A 24,931-nucleotide genomic window follows, 5' to 3' on the forward strand; every position below is an offset into this window, starting at 1 on the left:
ATCTCTGTTTGCCTGTACTGTAGGGTACATGTTGCCGGATGGCGGCATTTTCGCCTTATCCGGTCTACCGGGCCGCAGACCCGATAAGCGCAGCGCCATCGGGCATTTATTTTTTTAAATCAGTCGTGGCTAACGGTATTGGCTTCGATATACGCAAAATTAATGTCTTCGCCGAGGCCCGGACGTTGTGATAAATGCACAAATCCCTGATCATCCATCGGGTCGACAATGCTGTTGAGATAGGCCGCCGGTTCATCGTAGTCGAGGAACGGATGCAGCAGGCCGCGCTCATACCAACGGCAGTTACGGATCGCGCCGACCACCGCCAGGCTTGCCGCGCCGTTGCCGTGGACTTCGCAATCCATGCCGAAAGATTCCGCCAGCGCCGCGACCTTCATGGTCGGGGCAATACCGCCCACGCCGTTAGCGCCGGCGCGCAGAATGTCGCAGGCTCCGGCTTTCACCCATTCGGCGCGCATGTGGTGCTTGCCGCCGAAGCTCTCCGGCCCGACGATGGGAATCGACAAGTTTTCCGCCAGCCACGCGTAGGAGGACATCGAATCCTCCTCCATCGGCTCTTCAAACCAGGCGAAATTGAGTTTTTCCAGCGCTTTGCCTATCCACAGCGCCTCGGCGCGGCTGTACCAGTGATAGCCATCAATCATCAGGTCAATATCCGGCCCTACCGCTTCGCGCACCGCCGCGCAGGCTTTAATATCCATTTTGGGATTGGGCGCAAAAGAGATTGGCGGCATCCAGGTGTGCAGTTTGATGGCCTTGTAGCCGCGGGCGACCAGCTTTTCGGCAAAGGCGGCATACTCTTCCGGGGTCGACAGGCCGCCCGGTAGATCGTCGCCGCACATGGTGCTACCGTAAGCCGGGACGGTGTCGCGATAGCCGCCAAGCAGCTTGTAGACCGGCATCCTGAGGCTGCGGCCAATCAGGTCCCACAGCGCTTGTTCAACAAACGACAGCGCGCGCTCCGTTAGCTGATGTGCGCTGCCGCGCTGCCAGTGGTTAAGATCCTGCCAGATACGCTCGCGGTTAAACGGGTCCTGTCCCACCAGCACTTTGCGAAAAAAAGTATTCACCACGAACGGGCGCACGACTTCCGGAGGCGCAAACGAAAAACCCTGCGCCCCATCATCAGCGGTGATGGTCAGCATCGCCATTTTGGCCATGCTTTCAGCCCCCGGATGGGAGTGCCCGGCGCTGTCGGAAACCCGACGAGTGGGATACTGGAAAACGGTGACATTCACAGATTCAATTTTCATGCTCAATCCTTATCACGGCCAAATCCGATCGACAGAAGTAAATCGGCAAAGCGGTTTCACATTATTGAAAATACGTTTCAATATATAATCTAAGCACAATTACGTAGCAGTGCCTCGGACAAACACCGCTAAGCAAAGCCATAAATTTGGGCATTGGCACAACAAGACGTGACTGTTTTCACAAAAGATGAGCGAAATGTGAGGCGGATCGGCATGGAGAAAAAAGGGCGTGAGCGCAGAAAAGAGAGTGACCGACCGTGTACATCCCGGGATTTTCTGCGCTCACGAAAGCGTAAGTTATGCGACCGCCGCTGGCTCGGCGTTAAGCGCTTCCAGCAGTTCAGGTAAAGTTTGATAGCGGCCGACAGCGGCCTGATAGCGCCCCTGTCGGCTATCTTCGGCAACCACCGCCGTGGGAATACCGGCGGCCTGAGCCGCGCAAAAACCGTTGTAACTGTCTTCAATCACCAGGCACTGGCTGGCGTTGAGATTGAGCTTGCGCAGCGTCGTCAGGTACACCGCCGGGTGCGGTTTGCCGCGTGGTTCATCATCCGCGCTGGAAACCACGTCGAAAAAGTGCCAGAGCGAGAGCTTGTTCAGCACAGCGGCAATAACCTGGCGGGATGATGACGTGGCGAGCGCAATCTGATAGCCCGCCTCGCGAAAATAGCGTAACGCCTCATGCACGCCGTGCATCGGCTCGCCTTCGGTGGCGATCAGGCCGGTAATACGCTGCAATATCGCGGCTTCAAGCCGCTGCGGGTCAAGATCAAGCTGAAAATAGCGGCACCAGGTGCCAGCGATTTCGTCGAGGCGTTTGCCTTTGGTGAGGGTTTCACACTCATCCACGCTCGCCGTTGCGCCCCACTGCGCGAGGGCGTCAATCTGCGCCTGGCGCCACAGCGCCTCGGAATCAATAATCACGCCATCCATGTCAAAAATAACCGCCTGCATACTCATTCGTTCACCTCATTAAGGCTGGCATGCGCTTCATGCCAGCCGCATCACCTAAGAGAATTCAACCTGCTCGCGGGCGGTTGCTTCCTTGTGGGAGAACCCCGGCTGCTCCACGCGGATAAAGGCGCAGAGGAAAAAGGCCACCACGTACAATGCGGTGTAGGCGATCACCACCCCGATGGTGCTGAAGAACGGCAGCAACACCACGGCAATCGCCGGCGCGAGAAAGTTCGACATCCCCGCCGACAGGTTATAGACCGAAATCGCCGCGCCTTTGTGCTTCGGCTCCAGCGCCGGGAACACGGCGGCCAGCGGCACGAAGGCGGCGACAAAGATCCCGAGGGCGATGGCGGGGATCAGCGCCATCGCAAAGCTATGGCCAAAGTGCTGAGGGATGTAGTAAAACGCCAGGCTGGAGAGCGCCATCCCGATGCAGCCGAACCAGCGCACCACCTTCATCCAGCCCAGTTTTTCCCCCAGGATCCCCCACAGCACGTTAGAGAAAATGGTGGTGAAGAAGAAGACTGCCCATACCTGGAGCCATTCTGAAGTGGTGAAGCCCAGCTCATCGACAAACATCATCGGCATAATGACCGCAAAACCGAACAGCGAGAGGGTATTGATAATCCTGACCATGCTCGACAGCAGAATATTGCGGTTGGTATAGAGCAGCGTCGCGGCGCGTCCCAGCTCGGAAAATTTCTGGCGAGTGGTGAGATTCTGCATATGCTGCGGCGTTTGAATATGGCGCAGGGAAGCCAGGGCAATCACGCCCCCGGTGACGCAGAAGGCCAGCGCCAGCCATAAAGTCCCCAGTTCGCCAATGTGCGGAATGGTGAAGCTCGGAATATAACTGCCGAACACGCCGATGCCGATGGAATAGACCGCCCAGAACCAACCGATGGCCGAGCTGGCATTGTCGCTTTTGACGTTATGGACAATCGCCACGATAAACGAGTAGAGGAACAGCGGATAGGCGAAGCCGCGGATGCCGTAGAAAATCAGGATCAGCGCATAGTTGGCGTGACCGAGGCCGAAAACGAGGAACAGCACGTGGAACACGCACCACAGCACGAAGCCAATCATCATCGTTTTCAGCGGGGTGATAATTTCCGCCACCACGCCGGAAATCCACGCCGATAGCGCGGCGGCCAGGCCGTAGAGGGTAAAGGCAAAGGAGGCCTCCGCCGGAGAGAAGCCGAGCGCTTTGATATAGTGCGACAGAAAGGCTAATTCAAAACCGTCGCCGGTCATAAATACGGCAATGGCGATGTATCCCCAGAGCAGGTTCAGGGGTAAACCGAGCCACTGTTTATTATTGATAGACATAATGACCTCGTTTTCAGGGTACAGGGTGGCCGCTCCGCGATGTGCAACGAAGCGGCTGTTATGATGAAAATCAGTGCTGCCGGTAATTCAGGTCGTTTAAATACAGGTCTTTAAACTGCGCGTAGCGTTGCATCAGGGTGTGGTGGCGAACGGGATCCGTACGCCAGGTCTGCCAGACTTCCGGTTTTTCACACACCGCGGCAATCGGTTTGCCCACCGCCAGGCAGGCCAGCCGCGCCGCGCCCAGCGCGCCGCCGGTCTCTCCCCCTTTATGGGTCACCACCGGCATAGCGAGAATGTCGGCCAGCAGCTGGGCCCAGAAAGGACTGCGGGCGCCGCCGCCCACCAGCGAGCACTGCGCGATCGGCGTACCGCTCTCTTTCAACGCCTGCAGGCCGTCGTTGATACCGAAGCTCACCCCTTCCAGCACCGCGTAGCCAAGCTGAGCACGCAGGCTGGCGTGGGTCATGCCCCAGAACATGCCGCGCGCGTCAGGATCGTTATGCGGGGTACGTTCGCCGGAGAGATAGGGCAGGAAGAACGGGGCGTGGGCTTTCTCCTCCTCGCTGAGCTCGGCAATTTCCGCCAGTAGCGCCACCTCCGTGGTGCCGGTCAGGCGGCAGAACCACTGCAAACAGCTGGCGGCGCTCAGCATGACGCTCATCTGGTGCCACAGGTTCGGCAGCACGTGACAAAACGCATGTACCGCCGACTGCGGCGCCGGACGATAGGCGTCGGTCACCACAAACAGCACCCCGGAGGTGCCGAGCGAAATAAACGCATCCCCCGGCGAGACCGCGCCGACGCCAATGGCGCTAACCGCGTTATCCCCCCCGCCCCCGGCCACCACCACCGAGGCGTTCAGCCCCCAGCGCGCCGCCACCTGCGGATCAAGGGTGGCGGAAACCTCGCAGCCTTCGACCAGTGCCGGCATTTGGCTGCGCGACAGGCCGCACTTGTCCAGCAGAGCGTCGGACCAGTCGCGCTTCGCCACGTCCAGCCACAGCGTCCCGGCGGCGTCCGACATGTCGGAGACTTTCTTCCCGGTCATCCGATAGCGCAGATAATCCTTCGGCAGCAGCACCGTGGCGGTGCGCTGAAAGTGTTGCGGCTCATGACGGCGCACCCACAGCAGCTTCGGCGCGGTAAAGCCTGGCATCGCCAGGTTTCCCGCCACCTGATGCAGCTCCGGCGCCATCGCCTCCAGCTCGGCGCACTCTGCGGCGCAGCGGGTGTCGTTCCACAGAATGGCCGGACGGATCGTCTCCCCCTTTTCATCCAGCAACACCGCGCCGTGCATCTGCCCGGAGAGGCCAATCGCCTTAATGGCCGGCCAGTGCTGCGCGCATTTTTCCCGTAGCGTGTTCATCAGGTACTCCGTCGCCTCCCACCATAACTCCGGCGATTGTTCTGACCAGTGCGGATGGGGCCGCTGAATACTCAGCGGCGCGCTATGGCTGGCGATAACCTCATAGTTCTCATCAATGACCAGCGCTTTGACTTCTGATGTGCCGAGATCGATACCCAGATACATAGCCACCTCTTATTTAATCAGCGTGTAAACGGCGGCGACTTTCTCGCGCATCAGCGCCAGAAAATCCGCGTTGTTGGCCAGGTCGCCAAACAGGGCTTTATCGCGGGCGTAGACAGCCACCGGATCCTGAGCCTCATACATCTCATGCACCGCCTGCGCGTCCAGGATGCCGTCCTGGTACTGATACGGCAGCGTTCCCTTATGCCACTGCTCCATAAAGACGAAGAACAGCGCCGGCAGCATGGCGGTCGCCTCAGGGCGGACGCCGCGCTGATAGCACTCCTGCAGCGTGGGGGCGATCATCGCCGGAATTTTCGAGAAGCCGTCGGCGGCGACGCGCTGGTTGGTGTCCTGGATATACGGGTTGGTAAAGCGCTTAAGCACCACATCCCGGTAGGTCGGCAAATCAATGCCGTTATCGCCGAGGCAGGGAATGACATCCTCCGTGACGTAGCGGTCGGCAATGGTGTAGATAGCATCGGTGAGCGTGCTTTCATGAATATACTGCTGGCCGATTAAGGTTCCCGCCCAGGCAATGCAGCTGTGCGACGCGTTCAGAATGCGGATTTTCGCCTCTTCATACGGGATGACCGACTCCACCATCTCCACGCCGACCGACTCGAGGTTCGGGCGGGCATCGCGGAAGTGGTTTTCCACCACCCACTGGATAAAGGTCTCCCCCATCACCGGCGCTTTGTCATCAATCCCGGTTTGCGCTTTGATGCGGGCCGGCAGATCGGCCGCCGGACGCGGGGTGATGCGGTCTACCATGGTGTTCGGACAGGTGGTATTGGCCGCCATCCAGTCAATCACCGCCTGTTTGCCGGTGAGCTGCAGGAACTCCACCATGCCGTCGTGGAAACGCTCGCCGTTGTGGCGCACGTTGTCGCAGTTGAGCAGGGTCAGCGGCCCGGCGTTGTCGGCCATGCGCTTCTCCAGGATCCGCGCGAGGGTGCCGTAAATGGTTTTGCACTCGCCTTGCAGGTCGGCCTGCAGATCGGGGTTACTGGTTTCCAGCTGATGGTGGGTGTTCAGGTAGTACCCCCCTTCCGTCACGGTAAAGGCGATAACTTTGGTTTGCGGGTTCGCCCCTTCGTTAATCAGCGGCTGCAGCCCGGCCTGCCACGGCAACAGTTTCTGAATAGAGGTGATTTCTTCATATTCGCGCTCCCCTTCCGGGCTGACGGTCTCCAGGACGTAACGTCCTCCCTGCGCCGCCAGCGCCTGCACCACCTGCTCGGCGTCGTTACGAATGTTTCCCGCCGCGATGTGCCAGCGCTTATCCCCGGACGCTATCAGACGATGCAGATACCACGCCTGATGCGCGCGATGAAAAGAACCCAGACCAATGTGAAGCCATGTGAATTGATTGTTCATGTTCTGCTCTCCTTGAGTTGATGGCGCCACTGTAATTGATCATTTGACCAAAATAAGAGCCACGGATCACAAAAGAACAATTACCCAATTAAATTACAAATGACCAAATAAGAGCAAAAGCTTGCCAGTTATGCCAACCACGGCGAGAATGCGGGTATTCGCCGGGCCAATTGCGAGTCCTGGTCAGCAACTTAGGGCGGGAAACCATGAGTAAAGAAGACGATATCCGGTTGGATCAGAAGGTGCGTGCCGCATGGATGTACTACATCGCCGGTCAGAATCAGAGCGAGATCGCCAGCCAGCTGGGCACCTCCAGACCGGTGGTGCAACGGCTGATCGCCGCCGCGAAAGAAGAAGGGATTGTATCGATTAATCTGCACCATCCGGTAGCGAACTGCCTCGATTATGCGCAGTTGTTGCAGGAAAAGTACGGCTTGATCGAGTGCAATGTGGTCCCCGCCTTTAGCGAAGAAAGCACTCTCGACAGCGTGTCGTTTGGCTGCTATCAGCTGATGGCTCGCTATCTGCAGGATGATAAAGAGAAAATCATCGGCCTGGGCTCGGGCCTGACCCTGAAAAAAGCGCTGCAGCGCATCGATTTTGACAGCCTGAATACCCGCTGCGTGGCGCTGATCAGCGCCATGAACGCCGACGGGGAGTGCAACTATTACGATGACGTGCCCCTGCTGCTGACGCGCAAAATAAAAGCCAAGTACTATCAATGGCCGGCGCCGCGCTACGCCCACAGCGCAGAGGAGTATGAGATGTGGTGCACCAACCGCTTATTCCGCAGCGTCTCCGGCGTCGCCCGAGAGGCGGACGTGATTTTTGTCGGCATTGGTCCCCTGGGCACGCAAAGTCCGATCTTTAAAGACGGGTTTATCAATCAGGCGCAAATGGATGAGCTGACCGCGCGCGGCGGCATCGGAGAGATCCTCGGACGGTTTATCGATGCGGAAGGCGACGTGGTAGACAGCGAGATCAACCGCATGATCACCAGCTATGATATCCGTCAGAACCACTGCCCGCGTATTGCCGCGGCGTGCGGAGAATACAAACGACCGGCGATCCTGGCCGCCCTTAAAGGCGGCTGGATCAATGGTCTGGTGACCGATGAACATACCGCCCGCTGGCTGCTGACGCGGTAACCGCGCGGCCTGAAGGCGCATACACAACGGTAACCCCGGTGCGCGTCGCGCCACCGGGGAGCCCAACGATACTCGTGCTTATCAGGCGATAGTCACTTTCCCGTCGAGGTAGACGTCCTGCACGGCATTGATCAGCTTCACGCCGTCAGCCATCGATTTCTTAAACGCCTTCCGGCCGAGGATCAGCCCCATACCGCCGGCGCGTTTATTGATCACCGCCGTGCGCACCGCGTCGGCAAGGTCGGTCTCCCCGCCCGCCGCACCGCCGGAGTTAATCAGCCCGGCGCGCCCCATATAGCAGTTGGCCAGTTGGTAGCGCACCAGATCGATGGGGTTATCGCTGGTCAGTTTGCTGTACACCCGATCGTCGGTATAGCCGAAGTTAACCGCTTTGTAGCCGCCGTTATTCTCCGCCATTTTTTGCTTAACGATATCGGCGCCGATGGTGGCCGCCAGATGGTTGGCCTGACCGGTCAGGTCCGCGGAGACATGATAGTCGACACCGTCTTTCTTGAACGCCGAATTGCGCAGATAGGCCCACAGCACGGTGACCAGGCCCAGCTCATGCGCCCGCTCAAAGGCGGCGGAAATCTCTTCTATCTGGCGACGCGATTGTTCCGAGCCGAAATAGATCGTCGCTCCCACGGCCACCGCCCCCATATTGAACGCCTGCTCAACGCTGGCGTAGAGGGTCTGGTCGTATTCGGTGGGGTAGCTCAGCGTTTCGTTATGGTTGAGCTTCACCAGAAAAGGGATGCGATGCGCGTAGCGGCGCGACACCGAGGCCAGCACGCCGTAGGTCGACGCCACGCAGTTACAGCCGGCTTCGATCGCCAGCTCGACGATATTTTTCGGATCAAAGTACAGCGGGTTGGCGGCGAAGGAGGCCCCCGCCGAGTGCTCCACGCCCTGGTCAACCGGCAGAATGGAAAGGTAGCCGGTCCCCCCCAGACGTCCGGTATTGTACAGGGTCTGCATATTGCGTAGCACCGCCGGTGGTCGGTTATTATCCACCATTACCCGATCAACATAATCTGCGCCAGGCAGATACAGCTGGTCGGCCGGAATGGTTATACAACGGTGCTGCAACAGGCTCTCGGCATCTTTGCCCAGCAACTGCGTAATATCAGTCATAGCAATCTCCCGTAAGGCCGGCCGAAGCCGGCATGCATTATCCCAACCCAATTTTTTTGGGCAGGTTAAGCCTGGTACCGACTGCGAAGATTTTCCAGCCAAAGGCCTATTTTTGGTTTATCAAATTTTATCAGGAAATTCTGCGAGAAGTAGGCATGTAACGGCTGATGATCTTCCAGTAGCCAGTAGCCAGTAGCCAGTAGCCAGTAGCTCTGTCAGCTTATCATCAGGAAGGTTCATCGAACTACTAGTGACTCCGTTTGATGAACTTTCGGGGCTTTGGTTTATCACATCTCTGATTTACCCGGACGATACTGACACAGTCAATATCCGCAAAACTAAACTTCGCGAACACATTGAACATGCTCATACACTACATCAGCCTACAACCTACAAGTAGGGTTCCCTGACCTCTAGGTTGAATGTGGTATCCATGGACACGGATTCGATGGCGCGACATCCCGCAGAGCCCGGTCTGGTAAAGATGGTCTAAAAATCGCTCTGCTGCGTCCTCCACTAACAATGTGGCCCATCACCAACTGTCGATTTCGCGGTGATCTGCTGTTAGGTAGATAAAACATATGTATTCCCGTACTATCACGATTTTTGCCTCTAGCTCGGAAAAATGATGTTTAACCTTTGAAATGTACTAATTAAATCAATAACATGAAGACATTCCTACTCCTTTAAGTTGCGAAAAATAGATTCGAAACACGCCGCATCGATATATACTGTTTAAGTCTAAACGCATCTCTAATATGTATATATGAACAGTAATTTTAGGGTAAAAGTTCAACAACAGACATTCCATCTATCTTTGCTGCTGAGGTAACACATTGCTTTTTATGAGTTGCGAAACCTAGGAAATCTGTAAATCCTCACTCATTACAAAATGCGATGCTCAAATCGACTAATGATACTAATGATAATTAATCGCAGATCATCACAGATAATTTATTGACATTTCATAAAATTTAAATACGATCCATCATATTTTCAATGCAATTGTGAAATCGTGGGTGTCAGAATGTTTCGACTTGATATAAATGGGTTAAGATTTATAGCCGTATCCATGGTTGTTCTTTTCCACTTCAAGTTTAGTGGTTTTTTAGGTGGATATGCTGGTGTTGATGTTTTTTTTGTCATTTCTGGATTTTTAATGCAGGAAATTTGCAGCAGAGAAATCGGAAAAAAAGGCTGGGTTCTTACCTTCTATAAAAAACGATTCAGACGAATTTATCCCGCTTTATTATTTTCTGTTATCTTTACAAGTTTTCTAATACTCTACTCAGAAACACCTTCCGGAGTGAACGAGGGTTTTAAACAAACTATTAGTGCACTCACATTTACATCAAATTTTTACTATCAGCTTGTTACCGGCGATTATTTTTCCACTACTGCTGAATTCAATTGGCTCTTACATACCTGGTCATTATCAGTAGAATGGCAATATTACTTGATCTTTCCTTTAGCACTTTGGATTGCAACAAAACTTGGAAAGTATAACTCATTATTCTATGCAATAATCCTAGTCACTTCAGTGTTAATTTGTCTTTATCTTGGCCCTCAACACGCCAAAGCAAATTTTTACTTGCTACCGACGCGAGCCTGGGAGCTAATGGCTGGAGCTTTCGTTTCAACCCTCACTGTCAGGAACAAGTTGCCAAGATTAACTGAGTTACTGTCAATACTGACACTGATAGCTTTTACTGTTTTTTCAAAAGATAGTGGTACATGGCCTGGGTTGATGACATTCATTCCTGTGACTGCTACAGCGCTACTTTTGCATGCAAATGTCGGTAACGAAAAAACTCTTCTCAGACATTTTATTTTCCAGAAAGTTGGCTCAGCTTCTTATTCAATTTATTTATTTCACTGGCCTGTGGTAGCCTTCATGGCCAACAATACCATCGAGTTTACCGCGGTCAATTCAATTTTGGCGCTTCTGATTTCAGTAATTCTTGGATTTATTTCGTATAATTATTTTGAATCTTTGTATGTCAAAAGAGACAAAGCACTGTTAGCTAGCGTGCTTACATTTTCTGTCATATTTCTCATTTTTGATAGAGTTCAAATTTCAAAACATTGGTTTTCAGAAGAAGTCATTGCTCTTGATGAATACAAAACCTATACATCACGTACCAGCAATAAGGAGCAGTTTGGATTGGATGTAGGAGATTGTTTTATCTCCAGTACGAATGAAAAAACGGCCAAACTGGATAAAAGTTGTGTGACTTCGTCAAATAAAAAACCAAATATCCTATTAATTGGTGATAGTCACGCCGCTGAATTTGCCGGTTCGATGCGCAAAATATTCCCTGAATATAATGTGATGCAGGCTACTGCATCAGGATGCATGCCGGTTAGCGGAACAACTGGTGAGCCTCGCTGTGTAAAAGTAATGAACTACGTTTTTAATGATTTAATAAAAGATACAAATATTGATTATATCTTTATCAGCGCATTTTGGAGTTCAGCGAAAGATAAAGAAACAAATGAAAAATTGGTTAAAACTATTAGATCAATAAAAAATGCAAAGGTTTTTGTTATTGGACAAACCAAGTCCTTTTCAACAGCATTCTATAAGATAGCTCAAAAAACCAATGAAGCAAATATAGAGGGTTTGGTACAGAAAAAAGCAATTGACACAAATAACTCAATGATACAGTTATTCAACAAGCAGGGATTGAATTACCTTGATGTGTTCAACACAAACTGTGATGCTAATATATGCTCATATTTCACAAAAGACCGTATCCCTATGCTGTTTGATGATAACCATCTGACACGCGAATGGGCTGATCTATACGTTAAAAGGATAAAGCTGCTATCTGGTCTGTAGTCTAGACAATAGCCCGCATAAGTGCGGGCTATTGTCTACTCAGGAACATCTCTAATAAAATGATTATGCCGAATTGTATGTCATTTTAAGGGTACCAAAACTAGATTACGCGACATACACAATCGACAAGTATTATAAATTGCCAACCAGACCGAACAACGCTGATATAACAACAATCTCCTGTGCACAAAGCGATTAATAAAACACACAATAAAAATTGTGTTTATTACATTCCAGCTGTAAATATCCCTGCAAAACACATCATAGACCTTCAAAACTACCGTCACTATGAATGCTAACCTGACTTCATTTTTTGGAAAAAATGTTCCAGTGTATCTTCATATTCTGAAATTGTACCCAATTCACTGCTTATTCACCTCATCCCTTGACTTCACAGCCGCCGTGCTGTCGAGGCAGAGGTCAGCCAACTCATAGCATCCACGATTTTTCCTGCCCGGCTCCGGGAGGTCAAACTCTTTCATTGGAAGGCCTTATAGAATGTTCTTTTATACCGACTGAGTTGCCGAATCCTGCAGCATCATGCCCGGAAAATTAACTGGCTGCAGGACGGCAGTAATGCATCAATAGTCAGGCTTGCGTCGCTTGCACGCCAGCTTCGGATTAAACATATCGCTCAGTTGACCAGACGGCACTGGCATACCGATAAAGGCATCGGCTACCGCCTTCTGCTAAGGGAAATACGTGAACCGCAACGACATACCCTGCCGCGCCTGAGGATGGATGAATTAGCTCTGATTAAATGACACTATCACGCCACGGTGGTAACGAATGTGGATGTGCAGCAAATGATGTGGCTATGAGTTAACAATCTTTTCCCATAACTTGGTGGTTGGTCGATAAAATCGACACAATCTCACTCGCTAGTGAGAGACGAGCTTCTGGTAGCGGTCTGGCGGAATAAATTCGCAGAAAACGTTTTTATGCACAGCGAGCAGGTAATCAATATGACAGTGATGACTAACAGCAGTTCTAATGGCTCAATAAGCAGGTACCAAACATAAGTCGCCGTGGTAACCACAGAGAACATGCATTGATAGAATTGTCCCTTATCCTACTCAAAAAAAGAGCATAACAGCAAACGGATGTATAAAACCCTGAGTATTATCCGGACGGGTATACACACTTATATGGAAGTGTTCTAAACAGTCACTAACCCCACCGTCATCCAGGTGGTGTCAATCCGGAGGCCTTCGCAAAGGCCTCGCCGAGAAGACAGACATTGTCTAATGTATTTAGGCAAGCCATACAGCACTTTTGGAAGTCACTACCACCAGGCGTGGAAATGGTGCACCGGACCGATGCCGTGTCCCACTTCCAGAGAGTCGGCCTGCGCCAGGGCCGCCGACAGCCAGGCCTTCGCCTCGGCGACGGTGGCCGCCCAGTCCGCATGACGGGGGCGCAGCGCCGCCAGCGCGGCGGAGAGCGTGCAGCCGGTGCCGTGGGTATTTTTGGTCTGCACGCGCGGCGTGGTAAACCGCTGTTCCCCTTCGCGGGTGAAGAGCCAGTCCGGGCTTTCGGCATCGTCGAGATGGCCGCCCTTCATTAATACCGCGCCGCAGCCCAGCGCCAGCAACGCCCGCCCCTGCTCCAGCATCTCGCGCTCGGTGCGCGCATGGGGGGCATCGAGTAGCGCGGCCGCTTCCGGCAGGTTCGGGGTGATCAATGACACCTGCGGCAACAATCGTTGACGCAGGGTCTCCACCGCCGAGGCCGACAGCAGCGGATCGCCGCTTTTCGCCAGCATGACGGTATCCAGCACCACGTTGGCCACCCGGTAGCGCGCCAGCCGCTCGGCCACGGCTTCCACAATATCGGTCTCCGCCAGCATGCCGATTTTGGTGGTATCGATACGCACATCGCTGAACACCGAATCGAGCTGCGCCGCCACAAAATCCGGTTCGATGCGATAGACCGACTGCACGCCGCGGGTATTCTGCGCCACCAGGGCGGTGATCACCGAGCAGCCATAGGCCCCCAGCGCGGAGAAGGTTTTCAGATCGGCCTGGATACCGGCCCCACCGCTGGGATCGGTGCCGGCGATGGTCAGGGCGTTGATGCGTTTCATCCCTGCACCTCCTGATACAGCGCGTCGAGAAACGCCGGAATAAAGCTGCCAGGGCCTCCCTGACGGGCGGCGATCTCCCCGGCCTGCTTCATCAGCCCGCAGGCGGCGGCCACGTTTTCCAGCCGGTCTCCCGGCAGCGCCGTGCTTGCTGCCACCACCGCCGACAGCGCGCAGCCGGTGCCCACCACCCGGGTCATCAGCGGATTGCCCCCCGCCACGCTAAGCACCCGCTCGCCGTCGGTGACGTAATCCACCTCGCCAGTGACCGCCACCACGGTAGCCAGCCGACGAGCCAGCGCCTGGGCCGCCGGTAGCGCCGCGGCGGCCGTATCGGTGGTATCCACCCCGCGCCCTCCGGCGCTCATCCCGGCCAACGCCAGAATTTCAGAGGCATTGCCGCGAATGGCCGCCGGCTGCAGGGCCAGCAGCTCGTGACAAAAGGCCGTGCGCACGGTCAGGGCGCCGACCGCCACCGGATCCAGCGTCCAGGGCTTGCCGGCCTGACGGGCGTGCTCTACCGCGACGCGCATGGCCACGGCGCGATCTTCGGTCAGGGTACCGACGTTAATTAACAGCGCATCGGCGATGGCGGCAAACTGCGCCGCTTCGCGGGGATCGATCACCATCGCTGGCGAGGCGCCGACGGCCAGCAGAACGTTGGCGGTAAAGGTCTGCACCACGTCATTGGTCATGCAGTGGACAAGGGGGGAATGGGCGCGCAGCAGATGGCGCAGGTGCGCGACAGGCGCGGGATTCAGCAGCTCAGGCATGGTTTGCTCCCGCCAGACGAGGGAGAAGCAATGACCCTACGGTCTCTGACTTCCCTACGCTGGCATTATCCAGATCAGGTGGTACGGGTATTTCTCAGCCTTCAACGAAGAAGGGCACCCCGAGTCATAAAAGCGGTACAACATTTCCAGTCAGCAGGGTACGAAATGTGGCGGTGTAACACAAGCCGAGCTGATTTCTTTTCCCGTTTATGTAAGTACTACAAAAGGAGTAAAACACGCATTTTTTGTAAACAAAACTGGCTGAATGTTAATGCATGGTTATATTTAAAAAACCTGTAACAAACAACCACCTGCGTTAAATCGGTAAAACCGAATGAACCATGCCATTAATGAGGATTCCAATGAAATTGACCCCGATAGTAAAAGGGTTAGCGTTAGCGGGTTTGTTAAATAGTCTCGCTTTCGCCGCCTGGGCGGATACGTCAGCCAAAGAGGCGACCGAAGCAACCAAAAAAGCGAACGATGCCCTCTACAATCAACTTCCCTTCTCCGATAACACCGATTTCACCAATGCGCATAAAGGCTTTATTGCCGCCCTGCCGCCGGAAGTCATTAAAGGCGAACAAGGCAATGTTATCTGGGATCCGGGCCAGTATGCCTTCATCAAAGAAGGGGAAAAAGCGCCGGAGACAGTGAACCCGAGCCTGTGGCGCCAGTCGCAGCTGATCAACATCAGCGGCCTGTTTGAAGTGACGGACGGGGTCTACCAGATCCGCAACCTCGATCTCTCCAATATGACGATTATTGAGGGTAAAGAGGGGATCACCGTCGTTGACCCGCTGGTCTCGGCAGAAACCGCCAAAGTGGGCATGGACCTGTATTACAAAAACCGCGGTAAAAAACCGGTCGTCGCGGTGATCTACACCCACAGCCACGTTGACCACTACGGCGGCGTGCGCGGTGTGGTTGATGAAGCGGATGTGAAGTCCGGCAAAGTGAAAATCTACGCGCCGTCTGGCTTTATGGAAGCCGCAGTGGCGGAAAACATCATGGCCGGGAACGTCATGAGCCGCCGCGCCAGCTATATGTACGGCAACCTGCTGAAACCAGACGCCAAAGGCCAGGTGGGCGCCGGTCTGGGCACCACCACCTCTGCGGGTACCGTCACCCTGATTGCGCCAACCAACATTATTGACAAGGACGGTCAGAAAGAAGTTATCGACGGCCTGACCTACGACTTTATGCTGGCGCCGGGATCCGAAGCGCCGTCAGAAATGCTGTGGTATATCGAAGAGAAGAAACTGATCGAATCCGCAGAAGACGTCACCCATACCCTGCATAACACCTACTCGCTGCGCGGGGCGAAGATCCGTGAACCGCTACCGTGGTCGAAATATATCAACCAGGCGATCGTTCGCTGGGGCGATAAGGCTGAGATCATTATGGCTCAGCACCACTGGCCGACCTGGGGTAACGAGAACGTGGTTAACCTGCTGAAGAGCCAGCGTGATCTGTATCGTTACATCAACGACCAGACCCTGCGGATGGCGAACGAAGGCCTGACCCGCGATGAAATCGCCGCTAACTTTAAGCTGCCGGACAGTCTGGCCAACACCTGGGCTAACCGCGGCTACTACGGCTCGGTCAGCCACGATGTGAAAGCGACCTACGTGCTGTATCTCGGCTGGTTCGATGGCAACCCGGCCACCCTCGACGAACTGCCGCCGGAAGAAGCGGCGAAGAAGTTCGTCGATTATATGGGCGGTGCGGATGCGATCCTGAAGAAAGCGAAAGAAGATTACGACCAGGGTAACTACCGCTGGGTCGCCCAGGTGGTCAGCAAAATTGTCTTCGCCGACCCCAACAACCAGCAGGCGCGTAATCTGGAAGCCGATGCCCTGGAGCAGTTAGGCTATCAGGCGGAATCCGGCCCGTGGCGTAACTTCTACCTCACCGGCGCCCAGGAGCTGCGTAACGGCGTGGTGAAAGGCCCGACCCCGAACACCGCCAGCCCGGACACCGTCCGCGCCATGACCCCGGAAATGTTCTTTGACTACCTGGCGGTCCATATCAATGGCGAAAAAGCGGGCAATGCGAAGTCGGTGTTCAATATCGATCTGGGCAATGACGGCGGCAAATATAAGCTGGAACTGGAAAACGGCGTGCTGAACCACACCGCGAATGCGGAAGCCAAAGAGGCGGATGCCACCCTGACGCTGGATCGCGCCACCCTGAATAAAATCATTCTCAAAGAAGAGACCCTGAAGCAGGCGGAAGAGAAAGGGGAAGTTAAAATCAGCGGTAACGGGGCTAAACTCGATGAAATGCTGGGCTATATGGACAAGTTTGACTTCTGGTTTAACATCGTGACGCCGTAATGATCTGCTGACGGCTATCCTGAGTAACAAGGCGGCGATCCCGCCTTGTTACCCTTCTCAGCGTCGTTCAATAGTCCGCGGGCAGCGGGCGATCGATAGAGATAAGCTTGCCCCGTTTCATGGTGATGTATCCTCCCGCCTTTAAATCCGCCAGCACGCGAAACACATGGGTGCGCGAAAGATTGGTACGTCTGATGATAAATAACGCCAGTCCCTCATTTTCACCCTCATGGGTGTGCTGTCGATAAAGATAGCGATATAGCATCGGGCGAATCGTCTGATAGCTGGTCACCTGACGGCGTTCATTGTGCAGGTCGATGGTAAAGATACTCATGAACACCAGCACTTTCGCCAGCGTCTCAACGCGCTGCGGATGATTTTCAATAAACAGACGATCGAAGGCCGCGTAAGTGATTTTTCGCAGCGTCACCGGGCCACTGCCTGTATATTCAAATTTCGCCAGCGGGCAATACCGCTCCATCAGGCCAATCGGCATATACTCAATGGAATTACCGATACTCAAGCCATCATCCGGCATTAATATTGATAACGAACCCTCGGTACAAAAATAAATATAACCCGACTCCGGGCGCCATTTTTTATTAGCCGTGAGAATAATCTCTTCACCTTCCGTAACGATATCGGCAAAAAAGTCGGCTATGGCTAATCTTTTATAATAACTATGTATTTCCTGGAAATTCATCCTCTGCCCTCGCCTGCGCCGTTAGCAACAGTATAGCAGCCCTCGTCCGGCGAAGACGAGCGGATCCTTAAGCAATACCCTGTCAGTCCCATATGGGACTATTCAGCACAATATTTGTCTTTAGAATAAACCGCAAGCCATTCATTTTTAAAAACGGAAAATATTTCTTTATTTCCGCGGAATAAATTACCTGAGAGGTAGTCATGAAATTAAATCAGATAGCCAAAAATCTGGCCCTGGCCGGAATGTTATCGTCTTTGTCGATAACCGCCTTCGCCGCCGCGCCACAACAGGATGCCACACCGGCCACGCGTGAGGCGAATCAGGCGCTATACAACAAACTGCCGTTTGCGGATAAAACCGACTTTAACAACGCCCATCAGGGTTTTATCGCCCCCCTGCCGCCAGCGATGCTCAAAGGCGCACAGGGAAATATTATCTGGGATCCCGCCAAATATGATTTCGTCAAAGAAGGCGAAAAGGCGCCGGACACTGTTAATCCCAGCCTGTGGCGACAGTCACAATTACTCAATATCGGCGGCTTGTTCAAAGTTACCGACGGCGTTTACCAGATCCGTAATCTCGATCTTTCCAATATGACCATTATCGAAGGCAAAACCGGGATTACAGTCATCGACCCCTTGCTGAGCGCCGAACCGGCCAAAGAGGCTCTGGCGCTCTATTTTGCCCACCGGCCGAAAAAACCGGTGGTGGCGGTGCTGTTTACCCACAGCCATGTGGACCACTACGGCGGTATCCGTGGCGTAGTCGATGAAGCTGACGTGAAAGCCGGTAAAGTGAAGATTTACGCCCCTGCCGGCTTTATGGAGGAAGCGGTTTCCGAGAACATCATGGCCGGTACTGCGATGAGCCGCCGCGCCAGCTATATGTATGGCAACCTGCTGAAGCCGAACGCCAAAGGTCAGGTTGGCGCCGGTCTCGGCACCACCACCTCCGCGGGTACCGTCACGCTGATCCCGCCGACCCACTACATTACCCATACCGGTCAGCAGGAGGTGATCGACGGCCTGACCTATGACTTTATGATGGCTCCGGGCTCGGAAGCGCCGTCGGAAATGCTGTGGTATGTCAAAGAGAAGAAAATGATCGAGGCGGCAGAGGATGTGACCCATACCCTGCATAACACTTACTCGCTGCGCGGCGCCAAAATCCGCGATCCGCTGGCGTGGTCGAAATATATCAACGCCGCCATCGACCGCTGGGGCAACGAAGCGGAAGTGATTATCGCTCAGCACCACTGGCCGACCTGGGGGAACGACAATATCGTTAAACTGATGAAAGGTCAGCGCGATATGTATCGCTATATCAACGACCAGACCCTGCGTATGGCGAACTTAGGCATGACCCGCGATGAGATCGCCGCCAACTTCAAGCTGCCGGATTCGCTGGAGAAACAGTGGTCCAGCCGCGGCTACTACGGTTCCGTCAGCCACGATGTAAAAGCGACCTACGTCTTCTACCTCGGCTGGTTCGATGGCAACCCGGCCACCCTCGACGAGCTGCCGCCAGAGCAGGCGGCGAAGAAGTTCGTGGAATATATGGGCGGCGCCGATGCCATCATGCAGAAAGCCAAAGCCGACTACCAGCAGGGGAACTACCGCTGGGTGGCCCAGGTGACCAGCAAAATCGTCTTCGCCGATCCGCACAATCAGCAGGCGCGTGATCTGGAAGCCGATGCCCTTGAGCAGCTTGGTTATCAGGCGGAAGCCGGTACCTGGCGCAACTTCTACCTCACCGGCGCCCAGGAGCTGCGAAACGGCGTGCAGAAACTGCCGACACCGAACACTGCCAGCCCGGATACCGTGCGGGCGATGACGCCAGAAATGTTCTTCGATTACCTCGGGGTGCATATCAACGGCGAAAAAGCCGGGGCAGCTAAAGCGGTCTTTAATATCGACCTGGGTAAAGATGGCGGCAAGTACAAACTGGAGCTGGAAAACGGTGTGCTTAACCATACCGCCAACGCGGTGGCGGACAACGCCGACGCCAGCATCATCCTGAGTCGCGATACCCTGAACAAGATTATCCTCAAGCAGGAAACGCTGAAGCAGGCTGAAGCTCAGGGCGAGGTCAAGATTAGCGGCAATGGCGCTAAGCTCGACGAGATGCTGAGCTACATGGACACGTTTGCCTTCTGGTTCAATATCGTGACACCGTAAGCGTTTAACGCGGACATCCCCCGTCGCCGGTCAGGCCGCGGGGGATTTTTTGATCCCCCCGCCACGATAATCAATGTGCGGATCAGGCATCAGCGCGACGCAATTCTCCCTGCAGCAGGGAAAAACAGGCTTCGATAAGTGGCGGCAGCGCCTGCGGGCCGCGCATCAGGGCCACCGTACGGGTCAGCGCCGGCTGCTGCAGCTGGGCGACCGTAAGCGCCGGGTCCTGCAGATGGGTGGTGTACAGCGCCGGCAGAATGGCCACCGCTAAGCGCGAGCGCACCAGTCCATACAGGGTTTCGATATAGTCCACCTGATAGCGGGTGGTCAGCGTCAGGCGATGGCTCTCCACTAATGCCGCCACCAGCCGCTGAATATTACCTTTCGAGAACACGGCAATATCCCGCCCCACCAGCTGCTTCCACGGCAAGTGCGCCTGCGCGGCCAGCGGATCGTCGCGGTGCAGCACCGCCACGAAGGGATCTTCGCGTAGCGGATAGACCAGCAGTTCACCAGGCAGAGAGCTATCGATCGCCCCGATGCCGAAATCAATCTCGCCGCGCTGCAGCGCCTGGATAAGAGCATCGTTGGTCTGATCGTGAAATTCAATGCGCAGACGCGGAAAGGCCTGAGCCAGGGTCTGCGGCAGCAGCGGAAACAGCAGCGAACTGACCGACGGCACCAGACCGATGCGCACTGTCCCGTCGCCGCCCGCCTCGACGATCTGCTGCATATCGAAAAAGGCCGCCTGCGCCACGCTGAGGATCCGCTGGGCGTGGGGTAAAATCGCCGCCCCCAGTTCAGTCAGGGTGACCGCCGAAGCGGTACGGTTGACCAGCTTGCCGCCGAGCACCGTTTCAATCTGCCGCAGCGCGCTGCTCAACGCCGGCTGGCTAATCGCCAGCCGACTGGCGGTATCGGTAAAATGGCGCAGCTGGGCCAGAGTGACGAAATACTGAAGCTGTTTAAGAGAGAGCGCGGGCAGCCGCTGCCAGGGTTCGTTCATTATCGGGTTCGCTACGGTGGTCCTGCACAATAACCCGAGCTTATCGGGTGATAAATTTATTCATCTGGGCAAACGTTTGCTGTGCCCATAGAGTATCCGCATTATCCTTGTGCCGGAGTGGTTATGTCCAGCAATGCTCAAGTCCGTCGTCGCGCCGTGCAGGCCGCGCGCGGCGAATCCCCGTTTGATCTGCTGCTGGTCGATGCGCAGATCGTCGATATGGCCACGGGCGAAATTCGCCCCGCTGACGTCGGTATCGTCGGCGAAATGATCGCCAGCGTCCACCCGCGCGGCAGCCGCGCCGACGCCCATGAAGTGCGTTCCCTTGCCGGTGGCTACCTGTCCCCCGGCCTGATGGACACCCACGTACACCTCGAAAGCTCGCACCTGCCGCCGGAGCGCTACGCGGAAATCGTCCTCACCCAGGGCACCACCGCGGTGTTCTGGGATCCGCATGAGCTGGCCAACGTCCTCGGCGTCGATGGCGTGCGCTACGCGGTTGACGCCAGCCGCCATCTGCCGCTGCAGGTGATGGTCGCCGCGCCGTCCAGCGTCCCCTCCACGCCAGGCCTCGAAATGTCCGGCGCCGATTTCGCCGGCGCGGAGATGGAGACCATGCTCGGCTGGCCGGAAGTGCGCGGTGTGGCGGAAGTGATGGATATGCACGGCGTGCTACACGGTAGCGAACGGATGCAGGAGATTGTCCAGGCCGGTCTCAACAGCGGCAAACTGATTGAAGGCCACGCCCGCGGCCTGAGCGGCGCTGACCTGCAGGCCTACCTCGCCGCCGGCGTCACTTCCGATCATGAACTGACCTCAGCGGACGACGCGCTGGAAAAACTGCGCGCCGGTCTGACGATCGAGATCCGCGGTTCGCACCCCTATCTGCTGCCGGATATCGTCGCGGCGTTAAAAACGCTGCCGCACCTCTCCTCGCAAATCACCGTCTGCACCGATGACGTGCCGCCGGATATGCTGCTGGAGAAAGGCGGGATCATCGCCCTGCTTAATCTGCTGATCGAGCACGGTTTACCGGCGGTCGATGCGCTGCGATTCGCCACCCTCAACGCCGCTATTCGCCTGCAGCGCCATGATCTCGGGCTGATTGCCGCCGGGCGGCGCGCGGATCTGGTGGTGTTTGATTCCCTGGAGAAACTGGTGGCCCGTGAAGTCTACGTTGGGGGGGAACGGCTGGCCTATGCTGGCCGCCTGCTGAAGCCGATCGCCCCCGCGCCGGGCGTGACGCCGCCACGCGATACTTTGCAGATCGCCCCCCTCCGCGCCGATGACTTTGTTCTGCGCGTCCATGGCATTCGTCACGGCGTCGCCCGCCTGCGCCATATCCGCGGCGCGCGCTTCACCCAGTGGGGCGAAGTGGAAGTGCAGGTTCGTGACGGGAAAGTCCAGTTGCCCGCCGGCTTCAGTCTGATCTGGGTTAAGCACCGCCATGGCCGCCACCAGGCGACGCCGCAAATCGCCCTGCTCGAAGGCTGGGGTGAGCTGCGCGGCGCCATCGCCACCAGCTACTCCCACGACTCGCACAATCTGGTGGTGCTCGGGCGCGACGCTGATGATATGGCGCTGGCGGCCAACCAGCTTATCGCTTCCGGCGGCGGGATGGCGCTGGCGCAACAGGGCGAGATCCTTGCCCATGTGGCAATGCCGATTGCCGGCATGCTGTCGGATCTCCCGGCCGCCGAGCTGGCGCGTCAGTTCCGCGAGCTGCGCGATCTGAGCAGCCAAGTCGCCGACTGGGAGCCGCCGTACCGGGTGTTCAAGGCCATTGAAGGGACCTGCCTTGCCTGTAACGCCGGGCCGCATTTAACCGATTTGGGTCTGACCGACGGCGGCAGCCGTCAGATAGTGGACCCCTTGATAGCCTGCCGGGAGACCCCGGAGCCAACCGATCACAACAATAATCCTCAGGGAGCCTGAGCATGGCCGATAACACACTTCACTCTTCCGACCGCGCTAACTGGCTGGAGCGCCGCTTTGCACTGCGCTCGCGCGGCGGTACGCTACGCACCGAATGCCTGGCCGGGATCACCGGTTTTCTCGCCGCCGCCTATTTACTGGTGGTCATCCCGGGGCTGCTGGCGATCGGCGGGATGGACAAAGGCGCCGCCACCACCGGCACCATTCTGGTCTTCGTCGTCGGCTCTCTGCTGATGGCGTTTTATGCCAACCTGCCGTTTATCGTTGGCCCGGGGATTGGCGGCTCGGTGCTGGTGGGGGTGACGCTGGCCGGTAGCGAAGGGATTGGCTGGCAGACTGGTCTCGGGATTGCCTGCTGGTCGGGGATCCTCTTCTTTCTGCTGACCCGCTTTGGCTTGCGTGAAGTGGTCACCCGCTCGGTGCCGCAGTCGATCAAGCTGGGGCTCACCGCCTCCATCGGCCTGTTTGTCGCCGTGCTCGGCTTTCGCAATGCCGGGCTGGTGCTGGCCAATGCTAAAACCAATGCACTGATGCTCGGCGACTTTCTCGCCCCCGACGCGCTGGTGGCGCTGTGCGGCCTGTTCCTGGCGATAGCCCTGCAGGCGCGTAAGGTACCGGGCGCGATTTTGTGGGCCATTCTGTGCGCCACGCTGGTGGGCATCCCCTTCGGCGTCACCCATCTGCCGACAAGTTTTATCGATGTTCCCCATTCGCTAACCCCGGTGCTGGGGCAGGTTGACCTGTTGGGGGCGTTAAACATCGCCTTCCTGCCGTTCCTGTTCGTCTTTTTCGCCTCTGAGTTTTTCTCCACCATGGGGACGACGCTGGCGGTGGGCGGCGAGGCGGGTCTGCTGGATGAAGAAGGCAACATGCCGCAGATTAATCGCCCGTTTATGGTCGATTCGATTGCCGCCGCGCTCGGCCCGTGGGTGGGCATTCCGGCGGCGACGGCGCTGATTGAGTCTTCGGCGGCAGCGGAAGCCGGCGGCAAAACCGGCCTCACCGCGCTGTCGGCGGCGGTAATGTTCCTGCTGATGCTGCTGTTCACGCCGGTGGCGTTGATGATCCCGAAAGAAGCCACCGCCCCGGCGCTGATCCTGATTGGCCTGAACATGTTCAGCGGCCTGCGCAAAGTGGATCTTGGCAACTTCACCGACGGGCTGCCGGTGCTGATGATGGTGATGATTACGCTTATCGCCAACAGCTTTGGCACCGGGATTGCCGGCGGGCTGCTGTTTTACATTGTCATCAAGGCCATCGCCGGTAAGTGGCGGGAAATCCCGATTGGCCTGTGGGTGCTGGCTGTCCCGCTGGTGTATTACTTCGCGACCTTAGTCAGGCATTAAGCCCTTCACAATGTGATTTCACCTCTTCATATAACAAACGCACCGCGGCAGAGAGCTGTTTGCGGTGCGGACAAATCAGATTCAACGGCACCACATCCCCCTGATAACGCGGCAGCAGGCGCCGCAGGCGCCCCGCCCGCAGATCGTCGCTGACATCTAGCATCGATTTATAGGCAATGCCCTCCCCGGCCACCGCCAGCCGACGGATCACCTCGGCGTCGTCGCTCATCACCGTGCCGGAGACCTTCTGCTGCTGAACCACGCCGTCGAGGCTCAGCGACCAGCGGTCGAAAGGACGGCCGCGCAAAATGTAGATCAACGCATTGTGCTGGCTGAGCTCCTCGAGGGTCTGCGGCTCGCCGTGGCGGGCGATCCACTCAGGCGAGGCCACCAGCACGCGACGATTTTCCGGCGCCACCGGCAGCGAGATAAACGAGGCATCGTCGTTATTGCCATAGCGAAACGCGACGTCCACCGGATCTTTAAACACGTCGGTTAACTGATCGGAAAAGAGCAGCCGCAGACGCAGCGCCGGGTGGCGTTGGCGGAAATCGCGGAACAGGGTCAGGAGCAGGTTACGCCCGAGGTCCGACGGCACGGCAATTTGCAACATGCCGCGAACTTCATCGTCCGGGGTCTGGATCTTCTGCAGACCGGCCTCGAGGGTATCGAGCATCTGGGTGGCGTAGGGCAGCCAGGTCTCCCCCTCCGGCGTCAGGCGCAGGCTGCGGGTCGAACGGGCAAACAGGCGAATATTGAGGATCGTCTCCAGACGCTTAATCGCCGCGCTGACCTGCGCCGGCTGCTGCCCGGACTCGCGCGCCGCATCGCTAAAACTGCCCAGTGCCGCGGCGCGGACAAATAAGGTCAGATCTTCCAGCCTGAACATGCCGATTCTCCCCTGCTTCAGATTGCTCCCAAAATACGCATCACCGTCGCTGCAACGCAAGCGGCGCAAGACTTGTGCCGTG

Annotated in this window: 17 protein-coding genes and 1 riboswitch; of the genes, 6 read left to right on the plus strand and 11 right to left on the minus strand. The window is 56.1% G+C overall.

The features are described 5' to 3' along the window. Window positions 1-119: 119 nt before the first annotated feature. The 5 genes from CWM57_RS22020 to dalD all read right to left on the minus strand — a co-directional run bounded on the left by CWM57_RS22020 (window position 120) and on the right by dalD (window position 6,471). A complete protein-coding gene (locus CWM57_RS22020; RefSeq protein ID WP_074388072.1) occupies window positions 120-1,274 on the minus strand; it encodes a mandelate racemase family protein in 1,155 nt (384 codons plus the stop codon). Between the two features lie 297 nt (window positions 1,275-1,571). Then, window positions 1,572-2,234 (minus strand): HAD family hydrolase, encoded by a 663-nt coding sequence (locus CWM57_RS22025; protein ID WP_023340529.1) that lies wholly within the window; start codon window positions 2,232-2,234, stop codon window positions 1,572-1,574. 48 nt (window positions 2,235-2,282) lie between these two features. Then, window positions 2,283-3,560: a D-arabinitol transporter gene (gene dalT, locus CWM57_RS22030; protein ID WP_008804068.1), complete on the minus strand. Its 1,278-nt coding sequence runs from the start codon at window positions 3,558-3,560 to the stop codon at window positions 2,283-2,285. Window positions 3,561-3,630: 70 nt separating this feature from the next. Then, complete coding sequence (gene xylB, locus CWM57_RS22035; RefSeq protein ID WP_100676380.1) at window positions 3,631-5,094, minus strand: xylulokinase; 1,464 nt, start codon at window positions 5,092-5,094, stop codon at window positions 3,631-3,633. A 9-nt stretch (window positions 5,095-5,103) separates the two neighbouring features. Continuing rightward, the gene (gene dalD / locus CWM57_RS22040) at window positions 5,104-6,471 is read right to left on the minus strand and encodes a D-arabinitol 4-dehydrogenase (RefSeq protein WP_100676381.1); all 1,368 of its coding nucleotides are present in this window, start codon (window positions 6,469-6,471) and stop codon (window positions 5,104-5,106) included. A gap of 206 nt (window positions 6,472-6,677) precedes the next feature. Here dalD and CWM57_RS22045 point away from each other — a divergent pair, with 206 nt between their 5' ends. Beyond that, on the plus strand, window positions 6,678-7,619 hold the full coding sequence (locus CWM57_RS22045) for a sugar-binding transcriptional regulator (protein ID WP_100676382.1): 942 nt from the start codon (window positions 6,678-6,680) through the stop codon (window positions 7,617-7,619). Window positions 7,620-7,700: 81 nt separating this feature from the next. Here the strand turns inward: CWM57_RS22045 and fbaB are convergent, their stop codons facing one another. After that, window positions 7,701-8,753, minus strand: a complete 1,053-nt coding sequence (gene fbaB / locus CWM57_RS22050) for a class I fructose-bisphosphate aldolase (RefSeq protein ID WP_004201578.1) — start codon at window positions 8,751-8,753, stop codon at window positions 7,701-7,703. A gap of 1,027 nt (window positions 8,754-9,780) precedes the next feature. On the opposite strand from fbaB, the gene CWM57_RS22055 reads away from it, so the two are divergent. After that, complete coding sequence (locus tag CWM57_RS22055) at window positions 9,781-11,595, plus strand: acyltransferase family protein (RefSeq protein WP_100676383.1); 1,815 nt, start codon at window positions 9,781-9,783, stop codon at window positions 11,593-11,595. Window positions 11,596-12,880: 1,285 nt separating this feature from the next. Here the strand turns inward: CWM57_RS22055 and thiD are convergent. Further along, on the minus strand, window positions 12,881-13,681 hold the full coding sequence (gene thiD, locus CWM57_RS22060; RefSeq protein ID WP_008804064.1) for a bifunctional hydroxymethylpyrimidine kinase/phosphomethylpyrimidine kinase: 801 nt from the start codon (window positions 13,679-13,681) through the stop codon (window positions 12,881-12,883). Continuing rightward, entirely contained in the window at window positions 13,678-14,451 is a 774-nt protein-coding gene (gene thiM / locus CWM57_RS22065) for a hydroxyethylthiazole kinase (protein WP_100676384.1), read from the minus strand. The genes thiD and thiM overlap by 4 nt, the downstream gene beginning before the upstream one ends. Before the next feature lie 34 nt (window positions 14,452-14,485). Further along, a riboswitch (TPP riboswitch) is annotated at window positions 14,486-14,583 on the minus strand. A gap of 230 nt (window positions 14,584-14,813) precedes the next feature. On the opposite strand from thiM, the gene CWM57_RS22070 reads away from it, so the two are divergent. Continuing rightward, on the plus strand, window positions 14,814-16,790 hold the full coding sequence (locus tag CWM57_RS22070) for an alkyl/aryl-sulfatase (protein WP_100676385.1): 1,977 nt from the start codon (window positions 14,814-14,816) through the stop codon (window positions 16,788-16,790). Between the two features lie 67 nt (window positions 16,791-16,857). On the opposite strand, the gene CWM57_RS22075 is transcribed toward CWM57_RS22070, so the two are convergent. Further along, window positions 16,858-17,493 carry a helix-turn-helix domain-containing protein gene (locus CWM57_RS22075; RefSeq protein ID WP_100676386.1) on the minus strand — a complete coding sequence of 212 codons (636 nt, stop codon included), beginning with the start codon at window positions 17,491-17,493 and terminating at the stop codon, window positions 16,858-16,860. Between the two features lie 203 nt (window positions 17,494-17,696). Here CWM57_RS22075 and CWM57_RS22080 point away from each other — a divergent pair, with 203 nt between their 5' ends. Beyond that, the gene (locus tag CWM57_RS22080; RefSeq protein ID WP_100676387.1) at window positions 17,697-19,673 is read left to right on the plus strand and encodes an alkyl/aryl-sulfatase; all 1,977 of its coding nucleotides are present in this window, start codon (window positions 17,697-17,699) and stop codon (window positions 19,671-19,673) included. Between the two features lie 82 nt (window positions 19,674-19,755). Here CWM57_RS22080 and CWM57_RS22085 read toward each other — a convergent pair whose 3' ends face one another. Then, entirely contained in the window at window positions 19,756-20,682 is a 927-nt protein-coding gene (locus CWM57_RS22085) for a LysR family transcriptional regulator (RefSeq protein ID WP_165784243.1), read from the minus strand. A gap of 120 nt (window positions 20,683-20,802) precedes the next feature. On the opposite strand from CWM57_RS22085, the gene CWM57_RS22090 reads away from it, so the two are divergent. Then, complete coding sequence (locus CWM57_RS22090; protein WP_100676389.1) at window positions 20,803-22,614, plus strand: adenine deaminase; 1,812 nt, start codon at window positions 20,803-20,805, stop codon at window positions 22,612-22,614. Between the two features lie 2 nt (window positions 22,615-22,616). Next, window positions 22,617-23,960 carry an NCS2 family permease gene (locus CWM57_RS22095; RefSeq protein ID WP_100676390.1) on the plus strand — a complete coding sequence of 448 codons (1,344 nt, stop codon included), beginning with the start codon at window positions 22,617-22,619 and terminating at the stop codon, window positions 23,958-23,960. Here CWM57_RS22095 and CWM57_RS22100 read toward each other — a convergent pair. Next, window positions 23,950-24,849: a LysR family transcriptional regulator gene (locus CWM57_RS22100; protein WP_023323022.1), complete on the minus strand. Its 900-nt coding sequence runs from the start codon at window positions 24,847-24,849 to the stop codon at window positions 23,950-23,952. The genes CWM57_RS22095 and CWM57_RS22100 overlap by 11 nt on opposite strands. Window positions 24,850-24,931: the final 82 nt, after the last annotated feature.

Source organism: Klebsiella sp. G-Nf4 (genome assembly GCF_002810615.1).
GTDB lineage: Bacteria > Pseudomonadota > Gammaproteobacteria > Enterobacterales > Enterobacteriaceae > Klebsiella > Klebsiella variicola.